This is a genomic window from Marinobacter sp. bablab_jr003, assembly GCF_016464245.1.
In the GTDB taxonomy this organism is placed as follows: Bacteria; Pseudomonadota; Gammaproteobacteria; order Pseudomonadales; family Oleiphilaceae; genus Marinobacter; species Marinobacter vinifirmus.
This window is the reverse complement of record NZ_JADARC010000039.1, coordinates 52,556-78,625: the sequence shown is the minus strand read 5'-3', so window position 1 is coordinate 78,625 and position 26,070 is coordinate 52,556. Positions and strand designations below refer to the sequence as shown.

The window sequence follows — 26,070 nt, the reverse complement described above, 5'->3', positions numbered from 1 at the left end:
ATCACCCCCGGGTTTTTTGCTTTACTCTGGGCGGGTTTCTGACCGCCCGGAGTAAACCATGGCCTTTTCGCTACCCCCCATTGCTGCCCTGCACAGCCCCTTGCTGGATCAATCCCTGGCGGTGCTGAAAGAGTTCCTGCCCTCGCCGGCACCGGCCCTGGGCACCATCGACCGGTCAATCCCCATGCCTTTCAAACAGCTGGTCGCGGAAGCTCCGCTTAACCGGCTGTTTGCCGAGGCCATGGCCGAGGGGGAATTTGATGACTTCGAGGGCCGGCGAATCCGGCTGGAAGTAAACGGCGGCCACCCCGGGATAACCTTCGGTTTCTGGGCCGGGCGTTTGCGCATTGTCGACGGCCCGGGCGAAGCCACCATCCGTGGCTCCCTGGCCGCGTTCAAAACCCTCGCCGAGCGCAAGCAGGACCCGGACCAGCTGTTTTTCCAGCGCCGCCTGGTGATTGAAGGCGACACCGAACTGGGGCTGGCCCTGAAAAACCTGCTGGACAGCCTGGAATGGGATTTCAGCCCACGGAAACTGCTCTTCACCAAGTCCTGAACAAGCTCAGGCGCGGCTAAGCGCCTGCAGCTCGTCCAGCGACAAAAGGTCTGACCGGGACAACTGATCAAGCGCCGTTTTGCCCATCAGCGAAAGTGTCAGCTCGGTTTCATACCGGATATTGGTCAGCAGGTTTTCAACAGCCGCCTGACCACCGGCCGCCAGGGCATAGCCCCAGGGGCGCCCTATCAGGCAACCACTAGCCCCCAGGCACAATGCCCGGACAACATCCTGGCCGGTCTGAACACCACCATCCACCAGCACCTGGCATTCCCCGGCCACTGCATCCACCATGGCGGGCAAGGCGCTCAGTGAAGCCGGCGCGCCGTCCAGCTGACGACCACCATGATTTGATACCACAATGGCGTCGGCCCCGACCGCCACCGCCGAGCGGGCGTCCTCCGGCTCCATCACGCCCTTGATCACCAGCTTGCCCGGCCAGTTTTCCCGCACCCAATCCAGGTCTTTCCAGGTAACCGATGGATCAAACTGACTTTCGACCCAGGCCTTGAAGTCCTCAGGTTTACGCCCGGAGGGCACCACACTGGCCAGGTTTCCGAAGGTCAGCGGCTTGCCGCCAAGAGCAACACGGGACAGCCAGCGCGGATGGCCCAACAGGTCCGCTGCCTTGCGCAGCTTGCCAACGGCAGACAGCCCGCCGTTCATACCGTTACGGACATCCCGGTATCTCAGCCCCAAGCGGGCCAGGTCGACGGTAAACACCAGCACCCGATAACCGGCCTGCCAGGCCCGGCGCAGCAGGTCTGCGGAGAAGTTTCGGTCCTTCAGGACATAAAGCTGGAACCAGCGGTCTGTCTCCGGCGCAGCCTCGGCCACTTCCTCAACAGAACAGATAGACACCGTACTCAGGCAGAAAGGTATTCCTGACTGGCCCGCGGCCCGGGCAGCCTGGGTTTCGCCCCGGGTCGCCAGCATACCGGCCAGGCCCATGGGCGCCAGGCCCAGTGGCAATGACACCGGCTGGCCCAGTAACGTGGAGGAAGTATCAACCGCCGAGACATCCTGCATGACCCGCTGCCGGAAATGCCATTGGCCAAAGGCCTCACGGTTTGCGCGCTGGGTGGATTCAGAAAAGGCGCCGCCATCCAGGTAATCAAACAGCATGCGGGGTAAGCGGCGCCTTGCAAGCAGCCGGTAATCATCAACGGAGGCCGGAGCCAGCATGGAAAACTCCTGTTTTTATTGTGTTTGCTACGGAATTCTCTATAACCGCGTTCGCGAGCGCAAGCCTGCCAAAACAACCAGTCAGTTAACCGGCTTTTCCTCCTTCAACCCCATTTTCTTGAGGATCATCATAGCCGGGCACCACTTGGTGAACGATGACTGAATCAGGTTCAAGGCAATAAAGCCGGTGAACAGCAGCCAGTAGGGGCTCACATAGTGGGCGAGCAGTATGGAAATCAGGGTGAACACGCCTGCCATCAGGCGGAGTCCTTCGTTGATTGTCATAGCAAACCTCCTGAAGAAACTTGAATTACAGTTATACACCCGGGTGCCGGTCAGCGCATATCAAAAAACTCCCGATGCATCCGCCGGGCCGGCATACCCCATTTCCGGAACTGGTTGAACAGTGTATTGGCCAGCCCCACCGGGCCGCAGTACCACAGGCTGGCATTCTGCCAGTCGGGTACCGCATCCCGGATTTCCTCCGGCGTCAGCCGGCCTTCGGTGCGGCTGCATCGAATGACCAGGTTAACTCCCGCGGCTTCCGCATCTGCCCGCAACTTTGCCAGGGCCTCCTCGCTGACATCCGCGGTTGGATGGAACAGGTAAACGGTGCGATTGTCAGGACAACCCGCCAGGCGACCCATCCGGGCAATGAACGGAGTAATGCCGATGCCCGCCCCTACCCAGATCTGGGTGCGGCAATCATCTTCAAAATCAAAGCCGCCATAGGGCCCCTCCAACGTAACCGGCATACCCTCGCAGATCCGGCGGCTGGCCCGGCGGGTGTGATCCCCCAGTTCTTTGACCACAAACTTCAGGCACCGGGCTTCCGGGTTCCAGTCTGATGCAATGGTGTAAGGGTGCGGGCCTTCCGCAGCATCCGACGTGATAAAGGCAAACTGCCCGGGGTTATGGCCAGACCAACCCTGCGTTACCTTCACCAGAAACTCGAAAACTTTCAGGTCCGGATAGCGGGTGACCGAAACCACCTCCCCCGGTACCTTCCGAACCTTGCCCGGCCAGCCCACCAGCAGCAAAACGGCTGCAACACTGCCAGCCACAACAGCGGCCTGAGTCAGCCAGCCAATGGGTGCTGCCCAGTAATCAAACTCCATCAGGATAAAGCTGTGCCAGGCCAGGGGCAGGAACACCACCGCCAGCAATTTGTGGGTTTTACGGAACAGGTGATAGGAAAAAGCCTTCACCAGCGCCAGCACAATCAGCACGGCAGCCGCATAGAAGGCCCATTCACCCAAAGTTTCTGCCAGCCCCCGCTGGCCGCGGAACCAGGCTTCAAGGCCGGTGAGTTGCTGCCCGGCCCCTTTGCCGGCCGGCTTATCCAGCCAGCCCCAGCCCACCATCCACTTGGTGCCCTGCGCCCACCACCAATGCAGCGTGGCCAGCACCAGCGAGCCAATGCCCAGCCATTTGTGCAGCCGGTACACCTTGTCCAGGCCACCAACCCAACGTTCCAGAACCCGCAGCCGCAACGCCAGCACCAGGGCCCCCGCCATCATGACCACCGCCAGGATGCCGGAATACTGCACAAACACCGACCGGAACGGGAAGTAAGCAAACGGGCTCACCCAAAGGCTATCGGCTGCGAACCAGACAGCACTGACGACTGCAACCAGCCCCCAGAAAAACAACGGAATACGCGACATGGCAATTTCCTCTGCGTCGCCATCAACTAATAGCAAACTACGCTTACCACCGCTCGTAATGCTTGAGGTAAATCAAACCGGGTGATCTTTACACCACTTTTACCTACACCCTACTGCAGCTCGGCATCGAACAGGGGTGCATAGCCGCCAGTATCGATACCTAAGCGGCGGCGGTGTTGTATCTGGGGGTATTCAGGGGCTGGCGGTTCAGGCCATGGCGGTAATTCCACTGGTGATCTCGGTGGTGTTCGGCTTGCTGGTGTCCACCGTGCTGATCCTGGTGGCCTTGCCAGCGCTCTATGCCATTCTTGAGGATCTGGGTTGGGCCCGGAATAACGGGCCCTGACGCAAAAGGCCGGGTTCAATGCCCCGGCCTTTTGCTAGTGCTCAGGCACCTACCAGGTCCATGCCCGGCTTGCCATACCAATACCCGTTGCAGGGTGGTGCCTCTACCAGCTGCAGCGGGTCGGCGGCCGGCACTTGCCCCCGGCGGACCTGATCAAAACGTTTGACCACCTCGTCCATGCCCTGATGTTCCGGGCTCAGGCGCACGGTGCTCACCCCCATGCGTTCCATATCCGGTAACTCCCGCATCAGGTCATAGCGGGAACCGGATAGCGTGGAGATGCCGTTAATGCGGAACAACTCCTGGCTTTCCCGGGAACGCAGTTCCATGCCATCCGGATGCTCCAGGCAACGGAACTCGCAATTGTCCTTGGGCAGGTTGTAATGGCGGGCGGTAAAGCAGCGGGACGACCAGGCCAGCGGCAAGAAGCCCCAGGAGAACACTTCGGCAGGCAAGTCCAGCCCTTCAGCCTTCAGCTCGCTGATTAACTGCTCCAGGGTTTCCTTGCCCAGTTCCACCGGCAGGTTCCAGCCCTGCAAGCCCTGCCTGGCCAGGATCTTCAGGGTGGCCACGTTGTAGATGTTCATGGACGGGCCGGTGATAAACGGAATCTTGTTGCGGACAGCCACCTGCAGGGCACTCTGGTCGTTCGCTTCCACCAGGAATTCATCCTGTTCACAGAACCGGCGCAGACGGCGAAGGTCCGCTTCCGATTCGATCAGTGTAAGGGTGGAGAGCACCACATTCTTACCGCAGGCTTTCAGGTCCCGGGCCAGGTCCAGCCAGTCATCGGGCTTCAGCTCCCGGCGACGGGAGCACACCACCTCGCCCAGGTAGATGGTATCGACCGGCCATTCCGCGGCCTTGGCATAGAAATCAAACACGCTTTGCTTGGACCAGAACCAGAGGGTCGGGCCCAGGGATAGCTTCATCATGATGGATACAACCTTATTTCCACTTGCGATGGTAGGCGCCGATGGTGGTCAGGCCACCTTCGGAAAGGCCAGACAGGGTGTTACGCCAGGCATCCTCTACCGTGAACATGCCCGGGTGTGCTGCCAGCCCGTCCAGCGCCTGGCGCCAGGTGCGGGCCACGTCGGCAATGTAGGCGGGGCTGCGTTGCCGGCCTTCGATTTTCACCGCGCTGATGCCCAGTTCCTGCAGCTCCGGCAGGATATCCATGGTGTTCAGGCTGACCGGTTCTTCAATGGCGTGGTACACACTGCCTTCCACCTCAAAGCGGCCTTTGCACAGGGTGGGATAACCGGCGTTTTCACCGGGGCCGTAGCGGTCGATCAACACATCGTTCAGGCGCGACTCCAGCCCCTGCGGGGTTTCCTGCCAGCGCACGGCCTTGGCCGGAGAGCAGGCACCACGGGTGTTCGGGGATTCATCGGTGAGATAGGACGACAGATAACAACGGCCTTCCGCCATGATGCACAGGCTGCCAAAGGCAAACACTTCCAGTTCAACCGGGCTGTGTTTGGCGACACCACGTACCTGGTCCAGCGACAATACGCGGGGTAATACGGCCCGGCGGATATCGAAGTTGTCTTTGTAGAACGAGAGGGCCTCGTGGCTGGTGGCCGAACCCTGTACCGACAGGTGGCGGGGGATGTGCGGGTATTTGTTGGCGGCGTAGTCCAGCAGGCCCATATCGGCCAGGATGATGGCATCCACATCAATGGATGCAGCCCGGTCTACCGCGCCTTTCCAGTGTTCCCAGCCGTCTGGCTGCGGATAGGTGTTGATGGCGCAGAACACCCGGCTGCCTTTGGAATGGGCGTATTCGATGCCCTCCCCGGCGCGCTTCTCGTTGAAATTCAGGCCGGCAAACTGGCGGGCGTTGGTGCTGTCGCGGAAACCGAAGTAAACCGCATCGGCACCATTGTCCACAGCGGTTTTCAGGGCCGGCAGGCTACCGGCAGGGCAGACAAGTTCCATTACACTCCTCCACGTGGTGAAGGAGCTAACCTACTGCCCCGGGCCTGCCGGCGCATTGACCATTGTCAGACCGGGGTCAGATCAGGTCATCATCGTTGTTGCGGGCCTGGCGGACATCCCGGGCTACCGCGCCGCAGATCACGCCCAGCACCACCAGGGTGATGGCCGGCCACACCAGGATATAAGCACCGTAAACCAGTTCGTTTGTCATTTCGCACCCTCCGGAATCAGGCCGGCAGTGTCTTCACTGTCGGCGTCGTCATAGTCACCAACCCGTTTCTTGATCAGGTCGAAGTCAAAGCGTTCTTCCTTGCTGAGCAGGGTCATGGCGGTGCATACCACGGCACTGGCACCGTAGGCCGTCAGTGAAGCTACCAGCACCATGTAGTCCCTCAGGAACCCGGTGGCGAACATCAGCATAGCCACCAGTGTTATGGCACCGGCAACCAGTCCTGCCGCGCGGCCAAAGAAACCGAACACCATCATGCCGATCACCACGGCTCCGCCGACAGACGCCAGGACTTCGAAGGCCAGTACGGTCATACCGGTCATTTCCAGCAGCTCAAAGCGGGCAATACAGAACAGCGCCATGGCCACCACCACCGACCAGGTGAAGGCGGAATTGGTGACCCTGTCCCAGTAGCAACTGACGATCACCGGAAACACGATGGCACCCCAGAGTGCGCCGACGAACACCAGCATCACCAGGATATCCAGCGAGAAGCTGGCAAAGATCAGCCCCGCCACGGTAGCCACAATCATGGTGATGCGGCCAACCAGCATCATCACTTTCGGGTTTGGGTTGTCCTTGGCGATATTCTTGCCGTAGACATCCGCCATCATGATGGTAGACAGCGCGGACAGGTCAGAATCCGCGGTGGACGACAGCGAGCCGATCACCAGGATAAAGAACAGGGCCACGAAGAACGGCGACAGGTAGGTAGACACCATCTGCGGAATCAGGTTATTCATCTTGCCGTCGATGGGCTCTACACCAACCGACAGCGCCATCAGGCCAATCATGCCCAGGCCGATCACAATTGCACCGTAACCGATGGTGGCGGTCACGAAGGTAGACTTGATGTTCTTCTCGCGCACCGCAAACAGGCGCTGGGAAATGGTCTGGTTACCGATGGCATAGGCCAGAACCGCCACAAAGAAAGGTGCGCCCTGGTTCATGATGGCTTCCACCGAGAACAGGTTGGCCTGCTCGTCGGTCATCTTGCTCAGGCCTTCCACCATGACGCTGGGGCCGCCTGCAGAGTAGAGAACCGCAGGGATAATAATGATGGCAATCGCCATTAGCGCCACCAGCTGGGCAAAGTCGGTAAACACCGAGGCCCGGAAACCGGACGTCAGCGTGTAGGCCAGCACGCCCACACCGGCCACAATCACACCGGTTTCGAAAGACAACGGCGACAGCACCGACACCAGCGCACCGGCGGCCGTGAAGTTGACCATCAGGCTGATAATGCTGCCCAGCACGTTGGACCCGGCCAGGATCAGCTGGCTGGAAGAACCATGACGGGCGTGGATAAGCTCACCCAGGGTATGGCCGTTGGGGGCCAGTTTGCGGAACCGGCGGCCGAAGGGGTAGATGAACAGGATCATCAGCGCGCCCCAGAGGCCATAATGGATCGGCCCGGACACCCCGTAGGTGTACCCGGAGGTAGCTGCCGCGTAGAAAGACGCGGCCCAGATCCAGGTGGCGGTCATACTGGCCGCGCCCATACCGAAACCGACATGGTGGCCGGCTACCATAAAGCCGGAGGTATCTTCTTTTTCCTTGCGAATCAGCAAGGTAAGCAGGTAGGTACCGCCGTAGAAGGCGGCAAGCAGTAACAATACGGTGATTGTCGAAAATTGGGTAAATCCGTTCTCGTTCAAATCTCAACCTCTGTTCAAAACGACAGAAACCCACCGGCAGTCTGCAACGCATAGGTTGCTCGCCAGGGTGGAGCCATTCGTCTGGAAAGTCCGCGCACGCGGAGGTGTTGCAGCGGGGCAACGGGGTAACGAAAGCTGGGCAGGGGCGCCCGGAGGTCAGACTTGCTAAGGGAAGCTCAGATGGGCCAACAGGCCACGAAAGTCTTTAGATGTCATGGTATTTTCTGTCCTCTTCACCACAAATAGAAACAGCCCGGAGGAGGGAGCGCCAAACCATACGCATTTGGCACTCCCCAGTCCAGTCTTTAGAGGACAGAATATTAGTGTACGATCAGATAATCCGTGAGAACCGCTGGCTGGCGCCCTCTTTACGGTACAGATCGAAGATCTGGCAAATGGCCCGGATCAGCAGCCGTCCGGCCGGCTGAACCTGCAGCACGGAACCGGAATCCGCAATCAGCTCGTCCTGGATCATCGGCTTCAGGCGGCTCATTTCATCCGCGAAGTAGCGGTCGAAATCTTCGTTCCATTTATCGGCAAACTGCTTGCGATCCAGCCGGAACTGGCAGATCAGCTGGCCGATCACCCAGCGGCGAATACGGTCGTCGCGGGTCAGGCCTACGCCACGAATAATGGCCAGCTGGCCGGCATCGATGGACGCTTCCCACGACGGCAGGTCGTGGTTGTTCTGGAAGTAGGCATCGTCGGTCTGGCCGATAGCAGACACACCCAGAGACACCAGGTCGCAATCAGAGTGGGTGGTGTAACCCTGGAAGTTCCGGTGCAGGCGGCCTTCGCGCTGGGCCACTGCCAGGCTGTCGTCCGGCTTGGCGAAGTGGTCCATACCGATGTATTCGTAGCCGGCTTCCAGCAGGCGATTGATGGTGTTGTGCAGAATGGTCAGCTTCTGCTGCGGGCTCGGCAGGGTGTCAGCCTGGATACGGGTCTGCGGGTAGAACCGGTCCGGCAGGTGCGCGTAGCTGAACACCGAGAGGCGGTCCGGAGACATCTCGATCACCGACTCCAGTGTTTCGGCAAAGCTTTCCGGAGTCTGGTGCGGCAGGCCGTAGATCAGGTCCAGGTTGATGGAGCGGAAGCCGATACGGCGGGCTTCGTTCAGCACTGCTTCGGTCATCTCCCGGGGCTGGATGCGGTTCACCGCTTTCTGCACTTCCGGGTTCACATCCTGCACGCCCAGGCTGATGCGGTTGAAGCCCAGTTCCCACAGGGTCGACAGGGTATCTTCGTCCACTTCACGGGGGTCGATTTCCACGCTGTAGTCCCGCTCATCGCCAGACTGCAGGTTAAACAACTCACCGTAACCAGCCATCAGGTGCTGCATCACATCCCGGGGCAGGAAGGTGGGTGTGCCACCGCCCCAGTGCAGCTGCTGGACGGGCCGGTCGGCACCGAACAGTTTCGACTGAATGGCCGCCTCTTTCAGTACCCGCTCCACGTAAGGCATGGCCTTGTCGCGCTTCTTGGTAATCACCTTGTTGCAGGCGCAGTAGTAGCAGAGGTGCGCACAGAACGGCAGGTGGGTGTAGAGCGAAATTGGCCCGCCGGAGGCCTTGCTGCGGCCTGCCGCTTTAACCATGTCTTCAATGGAGTAATTCGGGGTGAACTCCACCGCCGTGGGGTAAGACGTGTAGCGGGGGCCACTCAGGTCATAGCGGCGGATAAGCGCCTCGTCCCAGATAAAAGCGGGCAGGTTGTTTTCTGCAGCAGTATCAGAAGCCATAGTAAAACTCTAACGTCGAATAGGATTGGCAAGCCGGAAAGCGCGGATTATGCCTGACCGGCGACAGTCACTGTTTGATGCGAATCAGCTGAGTGTACCAGCTTAACCAATGAACCACCCTTGCGCCCATGGCGTATTCTGCCTACCTCTAAAGGATAAACTCAGCCGGAGCCCGACATGGCCAATCTCATCCTGATTCTGGGCGATCAGCTCAGCCCCCGACTCTCTGCCCTGAATGGCGCAGACAAGGAAAACGACCTGATCGTGATGGCCGAAGTCCACAGCGAAGCCAGCTACACCAACCACCATAAGAAGAAGCTGGCATTCATATTCAGCGCCATGCGGCACTTTGCCCAGGAGCTGGAACGCGAAGGCTGGCGGGTGCATTACCAGAACTACCACCCGGACAACCCGGCACAATCTCTTGAACAAGTGATAGCGGAGCTGGCCCGGGAACACCGACCGGAACGCGTGATCACCACGGAGTGCGGTGAGTGGCGTTTACACAACCAGGTCAGCCAGTGGCATAAAACGCTGGGCCTGAATGTCGAAATCCGCCCGGATACCCGCTTCGTGTGCGCCATTGACGAGTTCGCGCGCTGGGCCGAGGGCAAGAAACAGCTGCGCATGGAGTTCTTCTACCGGGAGATGCGCAAGAAAACCGGCCTGCTGATGACGCCAGATGGCCAGCCCGAAGGTGGCCACTGGAACTTCGACGCCGATAACCGCAAGAAATGGACCGGCAAGCCTCCTGCCCCGGCTCCGTTCCGGGAGGAACCGGATGCCATCACCACTGACGTAATCGAACTGGTGAACGAGCACTTTTCGGAACATTTCGGCACCACAGACGATTTCCACTACGCCGTCAACGCCGAACAGGCCCGCCAGGCCCTTGGCCACTTTATCGACTTTGCCCTGCCCTGCTTCGGCAACTACCAGGATGCCATGTCAGACAACGAAGACTGGCTGTTCCACTCCATTCTGTCGCCCTACCTGAATACCGGGCTGCTGGAGCCGATGGAGGTTTGCGAGGAAGCGGTACGGGCCTGGCACGCCGGCCGGGCGCCGCTGAATGCGGTGGAAGGTTTTGTCCGCCAGGTCATCGGCTGGCGGGAATTCGTGCGCGGCATCTACTGGTTGCTGATGCCCGGCTACGCCCGGGAAAATCGCCTGGGCAATACCCGGGAGCTGCCCTGGTTCTACTGGACCGGCGACACCCGGATGCGCTGCATGCACAAAGCCATCGACGCCACTGCCCGCAACGCCTATGCCCACCACATTCAGAGGCTGATGGTTACCGGTAACTTTGCCCTGCTGGCCGGGGTGAGACCAGAAGCCATCTGTGACTGGTACCTGGCGGTGTATATCGACGCCTTCGACTGGGTAGAGCTGCCCAACACCCTGGGCATGGTGATGCACACCGATGGCGGCTACCTGGGCTCCAAGCCATACGCCGCCAGCGGCAAATACATCCAGCGCATGTCTGACCACTGCCAGAACTGCCACTACCGGGTGCAGGACGCCACCGGCGATAACGCCTGCCCGTTCAACAGCCTGTACTGGCACTTTATTGACCGGCACCGGCAGGATTTTGCCAACAATCCGCGCATGACCATGATGTACCGGAACTGGGACAAACAAGCCCCGGAACGCCGGCAAGCGATTCTGGCCCGGGCCGACGAGCTGTTAAAGGACATCGAAAACCTGTGAACCGGGGCCCCGCTGCCAGCAGAAATATTGGGCAATCACTGCTATGCTTCTGGCACTTTTCACAAATTGGTCACAGGGATGCTCGCCAAACTATGCAGATTCGGTCTCTGACAATCGGATTGTTTCTGGCTGTGGCTGCCGCCCAGGCGGCAGCGGACCATCGGGTTTACACCCTCTATACCTTTCATTCCCCGCCCTACCAATACGCCAATGAGACACCGAATGGCCCGGAGGTTGGCGGGGAAACCGCAGACACCATACGCTGCGCCATGGAGCAGGCCGGAGCCCATACCCAGATCAGACTGGTCCCCCAGAACCGCGCCCTGTATTCGCTGAAGCGCAACCTGGTAGACGGCTACTTTGCAGTCGACCGCTCACCGGAGCTGGACCAGAGCGCCTGGGCAAGCCACCCGGTTGCACTGGAGAAATGGCACTGGTTCTACACCGGCGAGCAACCGGTACCTGAAAACGCCCGCATTGGCGTGGTGGGTGGCAGCAATGAAGAACTCTGGCTGAGGCAGCAAGGGCTCGAAGCCTTTGTTGCTGTGGGCAGCGCCAGCCAGTTGCCGGCATTGCTGAAACGAAAACGCATCGACCTGGCCCTGCTGGACGAGCGAGTGATGTCCGGACTGCGGGAAAAGCAGCCGGAGCTGCATCAGGGTATTCAGCACACCTTTCTGCGCTACGCCCCGCTACACCTGTACCTGAACCCGCAATTTGTCACCCGGCACCCGGATTTCATGAATCGGTTCAATCTGAGCCTGCCCGCCTGCATGGGCACCCAGACACAGTTATCCGGCGAGGAACACCAGCAGGTAACCAGGATAGCCGGAGAACTGGCCCGCAGCCTGGCAAGCGAGGTAGACCTGCAAAGAGCCCTGCACCAGGGCAGCCACTACAACACCTTTACTGACATCCTCACCCAGGACACCGTCTGGCAGGCACTGGCCCCGGCCAGCATGACACCCCTGGCCCGCCAGATCCTGGAACTGCCAGCCTCCCGGGCCCTGGCACACTGGCAGTCGAAGCAAGCCCCTCTGGTTACCGAGATTCTGTTGATCGACAGCCAGGGTGCCCTGTCAGCCATGAGCCAACTGTCCTCCGATTACTGGCAGGGGGATGAAGCAAAGTTCCAGGACCTGGTTGAAGAAACCAGTCAGGGCTTAACCCGCAGGCAAGACTTCTGGGTATCCCCGATTCGCTACGATGCATCCACCAGCCGGTTCCAGGTGATCGTCAGCTTTCCCCTGCCGCTGGACGAGCCGAACAACGGCGTAGAAGGCGTATTGTCCATCGGGCTTGCCATCGAAGAAGCCCTGAAAGGCGCCAGCGATTAGGGCGGGCCTACCTCACAGGCCAGCACCAGCGCCCAGAACTCCGAGAAATCATTCACCACCACATCCGGTTTGTCCGGGTGTTTGTGGGTGCCCGGAAAAATCCGGTTCAGCCAGGGCAAGTCCCACTGGGCACCGTTAAAGAATACCGCCGTCATCCCTGCCCGCTTGGCCGCAATCACATCCGTGGTGGAGTCTCCCACGTACCAGACGCTGGGGTCCGGCGGGTAATCCAGCTTCTGTACCGCCAGCAACAGCTGGTCCGGGTGCGGCTTGCGCAATGGGGTGTCGTCTCCGCATACATCCACCTCAAACAGGTGGGTCCAGCCGGTGTCTTCCACCGCTGCCAGTTCGTGTTCGAAGAACTCCCGGTCCCGGTTGGTAATCACCCCCACCTGTATCCCCAGCCGGTGCAATCCCTCCAGCACATCCCTTACACGGGGTTCGAACGCTTTCACCGTGCCGTAGTGGTTACGGTAATGATGGTTGAAGGCCTTGTGGGCAAGCTGTTTGGCGTCCTGATCATCGCCGAACAGCACTTCAAAAATATCCGTGCGGGAGATTTTCCGGTCTGCCTTCACTTTCGGGTGTAGCTTGGCAAATTCGCGCACGTAAGCCACCAGCCGCGCATCTTCCGGGGTCTTGCTGTCTTCCGGCGCTGCCATCCGGTCCATCAGTCCCAACTTGTGGAACTCCGGCAACATGTCGTCCACGGCGTGGTACATGGCATCGAGGGTATCCACCAGCGTGGCATGCCAGTCGAACAGGATCACCGCCGGGCGAATCAGTTTCACCACCGCCGGGTGCCAGTCCGGCTCGATCCGGGGCTCCGGTCGCTCCGGTGCCGGGAAAGGCTTCGGGCGCACTTCTGCCGGGCTGGCGCTGAACGCATCCGGTTGCTCCCGCTCCAGCAGCGCCATCAGGTCCATCAGGTCTTCAAAGCTGTCCAGAACGGCGGCCGGTGCATCGCGCCTGGTGAACCAGCTGTCGATACGTTCCGGCTCCCAGCAAGCGCCGTTGTAGAACACGCCAGACACCCCCGCATGGTGGGCGGTGAGCATATCCACATAGCTGTCGCCGATGTACCAGGCCTTCTGGTCTGCCGGCAGCCCCAGTTGCTCCAGCACCTTCAGGATCACTTGCGGGTCCGGTTTGTATTCGGTGACATCGTCGGCACACACGGTGGCGTCAAACAGGTTATGCCAGCGGCCTTCGTCCACCATATCCAGTTCTTTGTCCAGGAACTCCCGGTTACGGTTGGTGGACACCGCCAGCTTGATGCCCATGGCCTTGAGGGCCGACAGGTACTCGTAGGCACCGGGCTGGAACGGCCTAACCCGGCCAAAATACTTTCGATAGGCGTTGTTGTAGGCCTTGTGCGCCTGCAACTTGGCCGCCTTGTTGTCGCCGAAGATGGCGTTGAAGACATCCGTGCGGGACACCCGGCGTTCCGCCAGAATGCGCGGGTGCAAGCGGCGAAAGATGCGGATGTAGCGTACCAGCCGGGCGTCGTCTTCGGTGCGGCACTGGTCTTCCGGCAAGAGCTGCTCTACCAAACCCAGCTCTTCAAGCTGGGGCAGCATCTCCTCCATGGCACTGAACATGGCATCGTGGGTGTCCACCAGCGTGCCGTGCCAGTCGAAGATAAGGACAGATGGGGGCTGCAGTCCTTCGTTCAGTTTGGTCATAAGAAAACCTTTGCCGTTTCAGTCACGTATATCCATCAAACTCCATACCCTCAGTAAAAACCAAAAACCCCGGATGCACAAAAAACCACACCTGCCCGAAAAAACCTGCCCGGTCTGCCAGCGCCCCTTCACCTGGCGCAAGAAGTGGGCAAAAGACTGGGACAATGTTCGCTATTGCAGTGAACGCTGCCGCCGCGCCCGGAGCACGCAGCCATGACCACAGTGGTCTGGTTCAAGCGGGATCTACGCACCCGCGATCACGCCCCGCTGATGGCCGTAGCCAGCTATCAACTCTGACTGCACTGGCGTGATCCGGCCCTGCACCTGGCGCGACTGTTCACCGATTTCGAGCCGGGCATTCACTATTCCCAGGCCCAGATGCAATCCGGCCTGACCGGCATCAATGCCCTGCGCATCTATAATCCGGTGCTGCAAAGCCAGAAGCTGGACCCGAACGGCGAATTTATCCGGCGCTGGATTCCCGAGCTGGCTGGGGTGCCCCGGGAAATGATCCATACTCCCTGGTTGATGACGCCTACCCAGAAAGCGAAGTTCGGCGGCAACACCTACATTGCCCCGGTGTGCGACCATGAACAGGCGGCCCGGGCAGCGCGCAAGGCGGTGGGCGACTTCCGAAAACAACACATAAGCCGGGAAGAGACTGGCCGGGTGCTGGACCGCCACGGCAGCCGCAAGGGGCCGCACCAAACACGGCCGAAAGCGGCAGCCAAGCAGACACAGGACAACCAGCTGTCTTTATTTGATTAAATCACTCAACGGAAAAACAACAAACTCCAAGTTTGTTTACCGCCCTCTCTGGCTCTGCGCCTGGTGCTCCAGCATTTGCTCCATCATCAGTTGCATGTGCTCCATACGCTGCTCCATCATTTCCAGGCGCTGTTCCGGATCCATACCGGCACCGCCGGAACGAGGGCCCATACCACCGGCCTGGCCTTTGGGCTGGTTACCCATGCCCTGGCCACCATCCGACGGCCCCTGGCGCTGTCCCATCATGCCCGGGCCTGCGCCTCCACGCATCAACTGCATATGCTGCTGCATGGACTCCATGTGTTGCTCGCGGATACGCTGGCGCTCGGCGTCGGACTTGGCGTTGCGCATTTCCTGCATCATCTCCTGCATCTGAGACATGTTCTGATGCATTTGCTGCATCTGCTCCTGGTTCATCATGCCACCCTGATTCATCATGCCTCCACGGGGCATTTGTCCAGAGTTGCCCTGGGCAAAAGCCAGCAAGGGGGCTGACACCAAAACGGAGTATGCGACTATTCGTGTAAACCTGTTCATGAGATCCACCTCTTCATCATTATTGATGAGCATCTCTTACAGTTAAGACCATGATCCTTCTTTGTGTAAACTGTCTTGACCCTGCAGTAACTAACAGGTTTTCTAATAGGATGACCCGATTCATGAACCGGAGCTATGAATGAGCACTTCCTGCAACAACTGCTGCAGCAGCAGTAAACCTACAGCAGGCGAAACGGCCCGGAGCGATATCAATGACGCGTCCGGCGATTGGCTGAGCACTTACCGGATTCCCAAGATGGATTGCCCCTCCGAAGAGCGGATGATTCGCATGGCGCTGGGCGGTTTCAGCGCCGTTCAGGGCCTGTCGTTCGATTTGCCGGGCCGCACCCTCGAGGTACTGCATAACGGAGAGGCCTCGCCAATTACCGACAAGCTCTACACCCTGGGGCTCGGAGCGGAGCTCCGGGATACCCGCAAGGCCAGCACGGAAGCCATTCAGGCAGCTGCCGCTTCCGGGGCAACCCAGCAACAGGAAGCCGGCACGCTGTGGGTCCTGCTGGCCATCAATGGCCTGATGTTCGTGTTTGAGATGGTGATGGGGTTGATCGCCCAGTCTGCCGGGCTGATAGCAGATTCGCTGGACATGTTTGCAGATGCCGCAGTCTATGGCCTGGCGCTTTACGCCGTGGGCCATGGCGTGAAGATGCAGGTGCGGGCAGCCCATGTTGCCGGCATTTTGCAGCTTATCCTGGCGCTCGGGGTGTTGCTTGAGGTGGGCCGGCGGTTTGTCTTCGGCAGCGAGCCGGAGTCCACGCTGATGATGGCTATCGCGGTAGTCGCCCTGATCGCCAACACCGCCTGCCTGCTGCTGATTTCCCGGCATCGTGAAGGTGGCGCCCACATGAGGGCCAGCTACATCTTCTCCGCCAACGATGTGATCATCAACCTGGGCATTATTGTTGCCGGCGCGCTGGTGGCCTGGACTGGCTCTAACTATCCAGACCTGGTCATCGGCACCATTGTCGGCTTCATTGTACTGAGCGGAGCCCGGCGCATCCTGGCCCTGAAGGGCTAAGCCTCCGCCCGAACATTCCCCGAACGAGGAAACCATGCACAGCCACGACCATAGCCACGGCCACGATCACAGCCACCAGTTCGACACCCACAACCGCGCCTTTGCCATTGCGGTGATCCTGAACACCCTGTTTGTAGTGATTGAAGCGGTGTACGGCGTGCTGTCCGGCTCCCTGGCGCTGATTGCCGATGCCGGGCACAACCTGAGTGATGTGATGGGCCTGCTCCTGGCCTGGGCCGCCAGCTGGCTTGCCAGCAAAGCGGCCACCACCAGCAAAACCTATGGCCTGAAGAAAACCACCATCCTGGCAGCCTTGTTCAATGCCCTGATTCTGATTGCCGCGGTGGGCGGTATCACCTGGGAAGCCCTCCAGCGGCTCGGCAATCCGGGAGAAATCGCGGGCCTTGTAGTGGTTGTGGTGGCCGGCATCGGCGTGGTGATCAACGGCATCACCATGATGCTGTTCATGAAAGGCCAGAAGGGTGACCTGAACATTCGCGGGGCCTTCCTGCATATGGCCGCCGTTACTGCGGTATCGGTCGGGGTGGTGATTTCAGGCACGATACTGATGTTCACCGACCAAGCCTGGATCGACCCGGTGATCAGCCTGGTTATTGCCGTGGTGATCTTCCTGGGTACCTGGCAGTTGCTGAAAGAATCTATCAACCTGGCGCTGGATGCCGTTCCCAGGGGAATCGACCCGGCTGCCATGCGCGAGCACCTGGAGCACCTGCCCGGCGTGCAGTCTGCCCATCACCTGCATATCTGGGCCCTGAGCACCACCGAGAATGCCCTGACGGTGCACCTGGTCAAGCCGGACCCGGAAGGCGATGACGAAGCCATCCACCAGGCCTCGGCCATGCTGGCGGCCGAGTTCAACATCCATCACACCACCATTCAATGGGAACGGGGCTGCGCCCCTTGCCCGAACGGGACAACCCACTGAACGGATGGCCTAGAATGCCAGAGAGATCATCACCGGGATAAACGCCAGGCCGAACAGCGTCGTCAGCAGCACCGTGCCCGCGGCTTGCCTGGGCGAGGTATCCAGCAGGGTCGCAATCACCACCGTGTTGGCCGCGATCGGCGTGATGGAAATCAGGAACATGGCCTGGTGCACAGCCGGCTCGTAGACGCCCAGAATCGTGGAATCGACCCACCAGAACAGGATCGCCACCAGCGGCCAGACCACAAACTTGCCGAAAAACGCCAGCGCCGTGAACCGGACGTTACCCGCCAGCCCCCGGAAGCTGGTAATGCTCATGCCAATAATCATCATGCCCAGAATGCTGTAGGCGCCGCGCAGGTTGTCGAACAACGGCACGAAGATGTCCGGAATGCCCACCCCCGCCAGGTTCAGGGCCACGGCCGCCAGGAAAGCGTACACCGAAGGCAGCTTGAGCACCCGCCAGAGCGCATCCTGGATACTGTATCGGCCCCGGGCCGCCAGGTAGAAGCCCACCGAGTTCTCGAACAGGGTGGTGCCCAGCATGCACACGATATAAAGCCCCAGCCCTTCTTCTCCGAACAGCAGCAGCGCCACCGGCACCCCGAAGTACCCGGTATTACCGGAACCCACACACAGGGGAATGATGTTGGCACTGCCATCGGTCAGGACTTTCCTCGCCAGCTTCAGCTGAACAATGCCCAGTAACGAGGAAATTCCAAACACCAGGAACGGCAACAGGATGACTTCCGGCGACAGCGGCGCCGCCATAACACCGGAAAACACCACAGACGGCGTGACGATGTACAGCATGATGCCGGCAATATGCCGGCCGCTGGCTTCCAGGTAACGGCCGGCAATCCAGCCCAGCCCAACCGTGACGTAGAGCGGGATCAGCTTGAAGAAAAGAGCAAACGCAGCGGCCATCGACACTCCATATGGACAGATTGTTTACAGACAGGACGGCGGCGCAGTCTATCACCTACCCATCTGGAGGTAACTCCCCGGCGCAATAGAGAAACATCGGGCATTCTTTGATAATCATCAACAGCATTAGGAATGCATCTTTATATCCTAGTGGGGCAGTCAGGTATTTGAAACAACCAAGGAGAGAGACCAATGGCCGAGCGCTTTACCAAAAGCATGGCCAGGAACATATATCTGGGGGGGAGTGCATTCTTCGTCCTGTTGTTCCTGGCCCTGACTTTTGACACTCAGCTGCGAGCTATGCCCGAGCGGGATAACCGCGACCAACTGACCGAGCAGGTAGTCAGGGGCAAACACCTGTGGGAGAACAACAACTGTGTTGGCTGTCACTCCCTCATGGGCGAAGGTGCTTACTTCGCTCCGGAACTGGCTAACGTATTCGACCGCCGTGGCGGTGGTGATACCGAGGTCTTCAAGTCCTACATGAAAGCCTGGATGAACGCCATGCCCACCAATATCCCGGGCCGGCGCCAGATGCCTAACTTCAATCTGAGCGATTCCGAGATCGAAGACCTGGCCGCCTTCCTGGAGTGGACATCCAAGATCGACGACAACGGTTGGCCACCCAACATCGAAGGGTAAGGGAGCAGACATGAAATACGAATCTCAAAGGGTAGCAATGCCCTACTTCATCTTTGCCCTGATTCTGTTTGCCGGCCAGATTGTGTTCGGCCTGATTCTGGGTCTCCAATACGTTGTGGGCGATTTCCTGTTTCCGGAAATTCCCTTCAACGTTGCGCGGATGGTTCACACCAACCTGCTGATTGTCTGGCTGCTGTTCGGCTTTATGGGCGCAACCTACTACATGGTTCCGGAAGAAGCTCAAACTGAATTGCACAGCCCGCTGCTGGCGTGGATTCTGTTCTGGGTGTTCGCTGTAGCCGGCACCCTGACCATTCTGGGCTACCTGTTCGTAGACTACGCCACCCTGGCGGAGGTCACCATGAACAAGCTGCTGCCCACCATGGGGCGGGAGTTCCTTGAACAACCGACGATAACCAAGATCGGTATCGCCGTGGTTGTGGTAGCGTTCCTGTTCAACATTGCCATGACTGCCCTGAAAGGTCGCAAGACCGTGGTCAACATCGTACTGATCACCGGCCTGGTTGGCCTGGCGGTACTGTGGCTGTTCTCCTTCTACAACCCCAGCAACCTGGCTACCGACAAGTACTTCTGGTGGTTTGTCGTGCACCTGTGGGTAGAAGGCGTGTGGGAACTGATCATGGGCGCTATCCTGGCCTATGTGCTGATCAAGCTCACCGGTGTGGACCGCGAAGTGATCGAGAAGTGGCTGTACGTGATCATCGCCATGGCACTGATTACCGGCATCATCGGTACCGGGCACCACTTCTTCTGGATTGGGCCGCCTGAGTACTGGCTGTGGCTGGGTTCTGTGTTCTCTGCACTGGAACCGCTGCCGTTCTTCATGATGGTGGTATTCGCCTTCAACATGATCAACCGTCGCCGCCGCAACCACCCCAACAAGGCCGCCATGCTGTGGGCCATGGGTACTACCGTGATGGCGTTCCTAGGTGCTGGCGTGTGGGGCTTCCTGCATACCCTGGCTCCGGTGAACTTCTACACCCACGGCAGCCAGATTACAGCGGCCCACGGCCACATGGCGTTCTACGGCGCCTACGTAATGATCGTGCTGACCATCATTTCCTACGCAGTGCCGATCATGCGTGGCCGTCCTTACGGCAACAGCAACACGGCGCAGATTGTGGAAATGTGGGGCTTCTGGCTGATGACCATCTCCATGGTGTTCATCACCCTGTTCCTGACCGGTGCCGGCGTACTGCAGGTTTGGCTGCAGCGCATTCCGGAAAGCGGTGAGGCCATGTCGTTCATGGCAGGCCAGGATCAGATTGCCCTGTTCTACTGGATGCGATTCGTAGCCGGTGCCTTCTTCATGGCCGGCCTGGTGGTTTACCTCGGCAGCTTCTTCATCAAAGGTCAGGCCAGCCCTGCCGAAGAAGTCCGTGGTCCCGCCACTGAAGATGCCTGATAAGGCATAACCGCCGGGGCCTCCAGGCCCCGGCACATTTCCGAAATCCTGGACAAGCCCTGTGCATGCGCAAACCGTCAACCCGAAAGACACCCTTCAGCAGAAGCGCCTGATTACCCGCAGCGCCTTCTTCCTGCTGTTCCTGCTTGCGCCTGTTCTCAATATTTTCCGTTACGACCTGACCGAAACCCGCTTCATCCTGCTGGGCTTCCCCCTGTCGTTTAACCTGAACCTGGACTGGGTTGCCCACAGCACCCCGGCCGAAGTAGCGGGCCAGATCCTGTTCTGGTTCATTCTGCCCATCCTGGTACTGGTGCCACTGGTACTCTGGATTGCCTTCAAATGGGGCCGTCTGTATTGCGGCTGGCTGTGCCCGCATTTTTCCGTGGTAGAAACCATCAACGACCTGATGGCACGCGTTACCGGCCGCCCTACCCTGTGGGAAGCTCTGAAAAAAGGCAGCACCGGCAAGGCCATCCACTGGGCCGGCCTGACCCTGGTGTGCGCGCTGATCGGCTTTTCCTGGGCCCTAGCGCTGCTGTCTTACCTGCTGCCGCCTATCCCTCTGTATACCGACCTGGTCACCGGCCAGCTCAGCCTGTACCCGGGCATTTTCCTGGCGGTAGCCACCGCGGTGTTTACCTTCGATTTTCTGTTCGCCCGGCACCTGTTCTGCAAATACGGCTGCGCCGTAGGCCTGGTGCAGAGCATCGCCTGGATGACCAACGGCAAGGGCCGGGTAGTGACCTTCGACACCAAGCGGGCCGCCGCCTGCCGGGATTGCACCAAGGCCTGCGACGAAGCCTGCCCCATGCGCCTGCCCACCCGCAGCCACAAGCGGGCAAAATTCAGCTGTACCCAGTGCCTGCAGTGCGTCAGCGCCTGCCGCGAGGTGCAGAAAGACAACCCTGAAGGCTCCCTGCTGACCTGGGAGCCCGGCGAACCTGGCAAGCAGACGGTGCTGATTCCCGTGCGCCAGGTGGAATCTACCCCGCGCCAGACACGGGCCTGATACGAGGACACGAAATGGAAGAGTGGGTCGGACTTAAATGGCACGACTACGTAACCCGCCAGGCCATGGGCGAGTTCCCCGAGTACGCTGTGCACCTGAAAGACGAAGCCCGCACGCTGGGCGTGCTGTTCCGCGCCATGGGCGGCGATCCCGCCCTGAGCCTGGTGACGGCTGAACCCCGGCACTTCCAGATTCGCCGGAAGTTCCTGCAGAAGCTGGCCGGTACCCATCGCAAGTTCGAACTGGCCTGGCGGGACGAAGAAAGCCTGCGCCTGCCAGACCGCCTGGCGCTGTTTCCCTCCCGCAAGGTGAACCGGGAGCTGTACCTGTGGCTTGCCGCCCTGGCCTCTCTGGGCGAGATTAACCACCACAGCTGGCTCAAAGGTAATCAGGCCATGGTGCAGCAGCTACTTGAGCGCTGGCCCGGCCTTGAGCCCATGTACCAGCGCTTGGTCAAACACACGCTGCGGTGGCGGCCTGCGCCGGAGAGCCTGCCAGGCACCGAAGGCAAGCGTGAAGCCGCCATTCGCCAGGCCCTGATCCACCCGGGCAGCGTAGACGACCTGCCAGATGCCCTGACCGACCCCTGGCCGGTGGTGCTCTGGCTGTATCCGGTACTGGGCCGCGGAAAACTCAAAGGTCAGATCATTGGCGACGACAACACCATGTCGAAATCCGGCGGCCTGGCCAAAAAACGGAAACGCCGCCGCGCCGAGCGGGTGGATGCCTTCGACAAAGATCAGGGGCTGATGCTGTTCCGGCTGGAAAGCCTGTTTTCCTGGTCTGAATTCATTCCCATCGACCGCGCCGGCGACGACAGCGAAGAGGAAGACGCCGACGCCGTGGCCGACGACATGGACATGATCTCCGTGTCCCAGGACCGCCGCGAAGCGTCTTCCGCCATCAAGTTTGACCTGGACCTGCCCTCGGAAGAAAACGACGACCTGCACCTGGGGCCGGGCATTCACCTGCCGGAATGGGACTGGCGCCGGCAGGACTACCGGGAAAAATTCTGCTGCCTGCAGCCCCTGCTGAGCAAAGACGCTGTGCCCTCGCCCTTGCCCGAGCACCTGAATCGCTCTGCCCAGACCCTGCGCCGCCAGTTCAGCGCCCTGAAGCCCCTGCGCCAGTGGGAGCGCCGGCAGCTGGAAGGCGAAGAGCTGGACTTGGACGCCTGCCTGGAACGCATGGTGCAGCACAAACGCGGCATCGGCGAGGTGGACCAGAAACTCTTCCGCCAGTGCAAGCAGAACCAGCGGGACCTGGCGTGCCTGGTGCTGACCGACATTTCCCTGTCTACCGACACCTACATCAATAACCACCAGCGGGTGATCGACATCGCCCGGGACGGCCTGCAACTGCTGAGCGAAGCACTCACCGCCAGCCGCGATCCGTTTGCACTGTTTGCCTTCTCGTCACGGCGGCGGGACCACATCCGCTTCCACCACATCAAGAGCTTTGAAGAGCCCTACAACGACACCACCCGGGGCCGGATACAGGCCCTGGAGCCGGGCTACTACACCCGCATGGGCGCGGCCATCCGCCAGTCCATCAAACTGCTGCAGGCCCGCCCGGAACACCAGAAAATCCTGCTACTGCTGACCGACGGCAAACCCAACGACCTGGACCTGTACGAAGGCCGCTATGGCGTGGAAGACACCCGTATGGCCGTGCAGGAGGCCCACAAGGCCGGGCTGACCCCGTTCTGCGTGACCATCGACGAAGAAGCCAACGAATACCTGCCCTACGTATTCGGCAGCAGCAACTTCGTGGTCATCAAAGACCCGACCCAGCTGCCCGGCCAGCTACCCAAGCTGTACATGAACCTGACCCGTTAACGGAGTATGTAATGGCTGACGTTCAAGCCGCCCGCGGGCGGCACCTGCCCGGCGACCTCGCCGTGTGGTTTTTCATCTTTGCCGAACTGGCCGTGTTCGCCATCCTGTTCATCGGCTACGGCGTAGCCCGAAGCATGGACCCGGCCACCTTCTCCGCCGGCAAGGCGGCCCTGCATCCCTGGACCGGCCTGGTCAACACCATCGGCCTGATCACCGCCAGTTACCTGGTCGCACTCTCCGTCCATCGCCTGCGCGACCGCAAAACCGGCACGGCCGCCCTGCTCTGGGCCGCCATCGCCGCGTCGTCCATCTACACCTTCGGCAAACTCTACGAATACGCCGATCTCTACGCCGACGGCTACAATCTGGGCACCGACACCTTCTTCATGTTCTATTTCTTCCTCACCTTCTTCCACTTCATGCACGTGGTACTGGGCCAGATCATCCTGGTGGTTCTCGCGGTAAAGGTGAAAAAAGGCGACTACAACGGCGACGACATGAACGGCATGGAATCCGGCGCCTCCTACTGGCACATGGTCGACCTGGTGTGGCTGGTGCTGTTCCCGATGCTCTACGTTCTGGCCTGAGGAGACTTTCTGATGCTAGCGGTTTATATCGCCTTGATGATCTGCACCATGGCTCCTGTTGTGGCCATGCAGGCTGGCGCCGACATGTCGGTTCTGGTGTGGTTGGTGTTCGCCTTAGTAATCGTAAAAGCGGTCTTGCTGGTAGACCACTTCATGGAAATGAAACACGCTCCCTGGGGCTGGAGAATGGCCGCTCAAGGTTGGGCGATTGTGGTAGTTTCAGTTTTGGCTGGCATTCATCTGACAGGCTAAGTCCAGCCGCCGCGGAACCCAGTGAGAAAGTTCAGCGGCAGGGTCGGGTAGGTCCTTCCAAAAATGTGCGGAGCCATGGATGGCGGAGCAGAAGCGCCACATGGATGTGCCGCAAGGAGCGGTTTTTGGAAGGACCTACCCGACCCTGCCTAGCACCGAACCCGAACCTACAGCAGCCACCGCGGAAAAGTAGGCGGCTTGTTGCCAATAGCCTGAGCCAGGGAAATCATGCCCCAAAGCACAAACGATGTGTGCAGTACGACGGCCCAGACAATAGCATAGGTCCAGAATAGTCCCGTGTTGCCGTAGATGAGCCAGCAAACGGCAACGCCGCCGCTGATCAGCATCGCGCCCAGTATGGACATATAGACTGCCGCCTTGCTGTGAGCCTTCCGTAAAGGATGACCACCACCGGATTTCATCGCAATTGTCAGCAACACAATGAAGCCAATAACCGGCAACGCCAGCAGGTTCAGCAAGTACCAGATAACCGGGGCAATCGCCCCGGGAGATTCACTCTTCGGACTGCCCGAATACGGCATACACCACCTCCATCAGTGCGTTAACAGTAACCGCGTCATCCGATAGCGGTTCGATCATCCCGGCCCGGCAAGCCTCGATGTGGGGCATACCGGATGCGATCAGGTATGCAGTGTGGATCAGCAGGCGGGTAGACGCTGCTTCTTCCAGGTCGTGGTCTTTCAGCTTACGCAACGAGGTTGCCAGCCCCACCAGCTGCTTCGCAAGGTCTGCATCGCAACCGGACTCTTCCTGGACGATGGTCTGCTCCACATCCGGCGTCGGGTAATCGAAACTCATGGAGACAAACCGCTGCCGGGTACTGGGCTTCATGCCTTTCAGCAAACTCTGGTAACCCGGGTTGTAGGACACCACCAGCATAAAGCCCGGTGCGGCTTTCAGCAGTTCCCCGGTGCGTTCGATGGGCAATTCCCGGCGGTCGTCCGCCAGCGGGTGCAGTACCACGGTGGTGTCTTTTCGTGCTTCCACTACTTCATCAAGGTAGCAGATTCCGCCTTCCCGCACCGCCCGGGTCAGGGGGCCGTCTTGCCAATAGGTGCCGTCCGGGCCGATCAGGTGCCGGCCAACCAGGTCAGAGGCGGTAAGGTCGTCGTGGCAGGCCACGGTATAGACCGGGCGGCCAAGCTTCTCCGCCATGTAACGGACAAAGCGGGTTTTACCACAGCCGGTGGGGCCTTTGATCAGTACAGGCAGGCCGTTGTCGGCAGCGGCGGTGAACAGTTCGACTTCGTTGCCGGCGGGTTGGTAGAAGGTCATGTACAGGTTCCTTTTATTGCAGGGAATCAGGTGGGGCAAAGCCGTGCACCCATTCCGGGAAAAGATTGAATATCTGGCGATCGTCGCTGCGTTTCAGTTCAAGCAGTGCTTTCAGGCACGGCTGCAATCCGGGGTGCGTGGTGTCGGTGCCGGCATACCAGCCAGCACCTGAAACGGGTTCTCCCTGCCAGGTAATGGCCAGGCCCTGGGATTCCAGGAACGGCGTGGCCAGCCCGAGCTCCGAGACCGCCGCATGGGTGTTGTTGTGCAGCAACAAGCCCAGGGCAGAGCTGAAATCACCGGCCTCGTAACGCTGGCCCCGTTTCGGCGTTACGCCCTGGGCAGCCAGGGCCTTCAGTGCCAGCTGACCGGAGAGCGGGTCGGTTCCTACTACCAGGGATACGTCCCGCCCGTCCAGCTCCCCCAGTGTTCTCACACCGGCGGTTTTCCGGGTTACCCAGACCGGAACCGGATCCTGGCCGTCGGCGTTGATGGCCCGGAGCCTGAGCCTGTCTGCCAGGCCATCCTGCCGGTACACCAGGTCACCGTCACCGTCACCGGCTTGATTGAACACCAGTTCTGCCGTGCAGTTCTGTGTGTCGAGATAACGCTGCAGCCGGTAACTGGCGACGGTGACAGACCTGGCTTCAGTGTGTACTTCAAGCCGCACCGGTCCGGAAAACTGGCCGGCGCTGACGGCACTGGTGCAAAGCACGAACAGCCAACCGCCGGCGGTAACCCTCAC

The 26,070-nt window shown here is 59.9% G+C and carries 28 protein-coding genes; 14 read left to right on the top strand and 14 right to left on the bottom strand.

The annotated features are described in order from the left end of the window. The first annotated feature begins 58 nt into the window (after window positions 1-58). Complete coding sequence (ubiT, locus tag H3Z84_RS04535; RefSeq protein WP_199456595.1) at window positions 59-556, top strand: ubiquinone anaerobic biosynthesis accessory factor UbiT; 498 nt, start codon at window positions 59-61, stop codon at window positions 554-556. A gap of 6 nt (window positions 557-562) precedes the next feature. Here the strand turns inward: ubiT and H3Z84_RS04530 are convergent, their stop codons facing one another. From H3Z84_RS04530 to H3Z84_RS04520, 3 genes are all read right to left on the bottom strand, one after another. Then, window positions 563-1,741: an alpha-hydroxy acid oxidase gene (locus tag H3Z84_RS04530; RefSeq protein ID WP_199456593.1), complete on the bottom strand. Its 1,179-nt coding sequence runs from the start codon at window positions 1,739-1,741 to the stop codon at window positions 563-565. Between the two features lie 81 nt (window positions 1,742-1,822). Then, a complete protein-coding gene (locus H3Z84_RS04525) occupies window positions 1,823-2,026 on the bottom strand; it encodes a DUF2892 domain-containing protein (RefSeq protein WP_022987860.1) in 204 nt (67 codons plus the stop codon). Between the two features lie 50 nt (window positions 2,027-2,076). Beyond that, window positions 2,077-3,408: a ferric reductase-like transmembrane domain-containing protein gene (locus tag H3Z84_RS04520; protein WP_199456592.1), complete on the bottom strand. Its 1,332-nt coding sequence runs from the start codon at window positions 3,406-3,408 to the stop codon at window positions 2,077-2,079. 214 nt (window positions 3,409-3,622) lie between these two features. Here H3Z84_RS04520 and H3Z84_RS17170 point away from each other — a divergent pair, with 214 nt between their 5' ends. Then, window positions 3,623-3,754 carry a hypothetical protein gene (locus H3Z84_RS17170; RefSeq protein WP_266096174.1) on the top strand — a complete coding sequence of 44 codons (132 nt, stop codon included), beginning with the start codon at window positions 3,623-3,625 and terminating at the stop codon, window positions 3,752-3,754. Window positions 3,755-3,795: 41 nt separating this feature from the next. On the opposite strand, the gene H3Z84_RS04515 is transcribed toward H3Z84_RS17170, so the two are convergent. The 5 genes from H3Z84_RS04515 to hemN form a co-directional block, all read right to left on the bottom strand. After that, entirely contained in the window at window positions 3,796-4,689 is an 894-nt protein-coding gene (locus tag H3Z84_RS04515) for a U32 family peptidase (RefSeq protein ID WP_199456589.1), read from the bottom strand. 13 nt (window positions 4,690-4,702) lie between these two features. Next, the gene (gene ubiU, locus H3Z84_RS04510) at window positions 4,703-5,698 is read right to left on the bottom strand and encodes a ubiquinone anaerobic biosynthesis protein UbiU (protein WP_199456588.1); all 996 of its coding nucleotides are present in this window, start codon (window positions 5,696-5,698) and stop codon (window positions 4,703-4,705) included. A 76-nt stretch (window positions 5,699-5,774) separates the two neighbouring features. After that, the gene (locus H3Z84_RS16970) at window positions 5,775-5,909 is read right to left on the bottom strand and encodes a putative transporter small subunit (protein ID WP_213016947.1); all 135 of its coding nucleotides are present in this window, start codon (window positions 5,907-5,909) and stop codon (window positions 5,775-5,777) included. Next, the gene (locus H3Z84_RS04505) at window positions 5,906-7,585 is read right to left on the bottom strand and encodes a sodium:solute symporter family protein (RefSeq protein ID WP_058341701.1); all 1,680 of its coding nucleotides are present in this window, start codon (window positions 7,583-7,585) and stop codon (window positions 5,906-5,908) included. The genes H3Z84_RS16970 and H3Z84_RS04505 overlap by 4 nt, the downstream gene beginning before the upstream one ends. Window positions 7,586-7,916: 331 nt before the next feature. Further along, window positions 7,917-9,326, bottom strand: a complete 1,410-nt coding sequence (gene hemN / locus H3Z84_RS04500) for an oxygen-independent coproporphyrinogen III oxidase (RefSeq protein WP_199456587.1) — start codon at window positions 9,324-9,326, stop codon at window positions 7,917-7,919. 177 nt (window positions 9,327-9,503) lie between these two features. Between hemN and H3Z84_RS04495 the strand changes: the two genes are divergently transcribed. Further along, complete coding sequence (locus H3Z84_RS04495; RefSeq protein WP_199456586.1) at window positions 9,504-11,036, top strand: cryptochrome/photolyase family protein; 1,533 nt, start codon at window positions 9,504-9,506, stop codon at window positions 11,034-11,036. A gap of 92 nt (window positions 11,037-11,128) precedes the next feature. Further along, on the top strand, window positions 11,129-12,373 hold the full coding sequence (locus tag H3Z84_RS04490) for a substrate-binding periplasmic protein (protein ID WP_199456585.1): 1,245 nt from the start codon (window positions 11,129-11,131) through the stop codon (window positions 12,371-12,373). On the opposite strand, the gene H3Z84_RS04485 is transcribed toward H3Z84_RS04490, so the two are convergent. Beyond that, a complete protein-coding gene (locus tag H3Z84_RS04485; RefSeq protein ID WP_199456583.1) occupies window positions 12,370-14,058 on the bottom strand; it encodes an HAD family hydrolase in 1,689 nt (562 codons plus the stop codon). The genes H3Z84_RS04490 and H3Z84_RS04485 overlap by 4 nt on opposite strands. A 73-nt stretch (window positions 14,059-14,131) precedes the next feature. Between H3Z84_RS04485 and H3Z84_RS04480 the strand changes: the two genes are divergently transcribed. Continuing rightward, window positions 14,132-14,275 carry a DUF2256 domain-containing protein gene (locus tag H3Z84_RS04480; RefSeq protein WP_081697541.1) on the top strand — a complete coding sequence of 48 codons (144 nt, stop codon included), beginning with the start codon at window positions 14,132-14,134 and terminating at the stop codon, window positions 14,273-14,275. Window positions 14,276-14,355: 80 nt separating this feature from the next. Beyond that, the gene (locus tag H3Z84_RS04475) at window positions 14,356-14,826 is read left to right on the top strand and encodes an FAD-binding domain-containing protein (protein ID WP_228285717.1); all 471 of its coding nucleotides are present in this window, start codon (window positions 14,356-14,358) and stop codon (window positions 14,824-14,826) included. Window positions 14,827-14,862: 36 nt separating this feature from the next. Here H3Z84_RS04475 and H3Z84_RS04470 read toward each other — a convergent pair whose 3' ends face one another. Continuing rightward, window positions 14,863-15,264 (bottom strand): DUF4175 domain-containing protein, encoded by a 402-nt coding sequence (locus H3Z84_RS04470; RefSeq protein WP_227508328.1) that lies wholly within the window; start codon window positions 15,262-15,264, stop codon window positions 14,863-14,865. Between the two features lie 238 nt (window positions 15,265-15,502). Between H3Z84_RS04470 and H3Z84_RS04465 the strand changes: the two genes are divergently transcribed. Together H3Z84_RS04465 and H3Z84_RS04460 are read left to right on the top strand one after the other, a co-directional pair. Then, window positions 15,503-16,399: a cation transporter gene (locus H3Z84_RS04465; protein WP_199456581.1), complete on the top strand. Its 897-nt coding sequence runs from the start codon at window positions 15,503-15,505 to the stop codon at window positions 16,397-16,399. Between the two features lie 34 nt (window positions 16,400-16,433). After that, entirely contained in the window at window positions 16,434-17,345 is a 912-nt protein-coding gene (locus H3Z84_RS04460) for a cation diffusion facilitator family transporter (RefSeq protein WP_199456580.1), read from the top strand. A 9-nt stretch (window positions 17,346-17,354) separates the two neighbouring features. Here the strand turns inward: H3Z84_RS04460 and H3Z84_RS04455 are convergent, their stop codons facing one another. Next, window positions 17,355-18,272 carry an AEC family transporter gene (locus H3Z84_RS04455; protein WP_058341709.1) on the bottom strand — a complete coding sequence of 306 codons (918 nt, stop codon included), beginning with the start codon at window positions 18,270-18,272 and terminating at the stop codon, window positions 17,355-17,357. A gap of 192 nt (window positions 18,273-18,464) precedes the next feature. Between H3Z84_RS04455 and H3Z84_RS04450 the strand changes: the two genes are divergently transcribed. From H3Z84_RS04450 to H3Z84_RS04425, 6 genes are all read left to right on the top strand, one after another. Next, the gene (locus tag H3Z84_RS04450; RefSeq protein ID WP_094623702.1) at window positions 18,465-18,914 is read left to right on the top strand and encodes a c-type cytochrome; all 450 of its coding nucleotides are present in this window, start codon (window positions 18,465-18,467) and stop codon (window positions 18,912-18,914) included. Window positions 18,915-18,924: 10 nt separating this feature from the next. Next, on the top strand, window positions 18,925-20,340 hold the full coding sequence (locus H3Z84_RS04445; protein WP_094623701.1) for a cbb3-type cytochrome c oxidase subunit I: 1,416 nt from the start codon (window positions 18,925-18,927) through the stop codon (window positions 20,338-20,340). A gap of 61 nt (window positions 20,341-20,401) precedes the next feature. Next, window positions 20,402-21,352: a 4Fe-4S binding protein gene (locus tag H3Z84_RS04440; protein WP_199456579.1), complete on the top strand. Its 951-nt coding sequence runs from the start codon at window positions 20,402-20,404 to the stop codon at window positions 21,350-21,352. Window positions 21,353-21,366: 14 nt separating this feature from the next. Then, complete coding sequence (locus H3Z84_RS04435) at window positions 21,367-23,190, top strand: nitric oxide reductase activation protein NorD (RefSeq protein ID WP_199456578.1); 1,824 nt, start codon at window positions 21,367-21,369, stop codon at window positions 23,188-23,190. Window positions 23,191-23,201: 11 nt separating this feature from the next. Then, the gene (locus tag H3Z84_RS04430) at window positions 23,202-23,777 is read left to right on the top strand and encodes a cytochrome c oxidase subunit 3 (protein ID WP_199456577.1); all 576 of its coding nucleotides are present in this window, start codon (window positions 23,202-23,204) and stop codon (window positions 23,775-23,777) included. 12 nt (window positions 23,778-23,789) lie between these two features. Further along, complete coding sequence (locus tag H3Z84_RS04425; RefSeq protein WP_199456576.1) at window positions 23,790-24,029, top strand: cytochrome C oxidase subunit IV family protein; 240 nt, start codon at window positions 23,790-23,792, stop codon at window positions 24,027-24,029. A gap of 167 nt (window positions 24,030-24,196) precedes the next feature. Here the strand turns inward: H3Z84_RS04425 and H3Z84_RS04420 are convergent, their stop codons facing one another. Genes H3Z84_RS04420 through H3Z84_RS04410 form a run of 3 tightly spaced genes read right to left on the bottom strand, consistent with a single transcriptional unit; the run spans window position 24,197 to window position 26,070 of the window. Then, the gene (locus H3Z84_RS04420; RefSeq protein WP_228285704.1) at window positions 24,197-24,508 is read right to left on the bottom strand and encodes a hypothetical protein; all 312 of its coding nucleotides are present in this window, start codon (window positions 24,506-24,508) and stop codon (window positions 24,197-24,199) included. A gap of 34 nt (window positions 24,509-24,542) precedes the next feature. Further along, entirely contained in the window at window positions 24,543-25,325 is a 783-nt protein-coding gene (locus tag H3Z84_RS04415; protein WP_199456574.1) for a CbbQ/NirQ/NorQ/GpvN family protein, read from the bottom strand. 13 nt (window positions 25,326-25,338) lie between these two features. Next, entirely contained in the window at window positions 25,339-26,070 is a 732-nt protein-coding gene (locus tag H3Z84_RS04410; RefSeq protein ID WP_199456572.1) for a PhnD/SsuA/transferrin family substrate-binding protein, read from the bottom strand.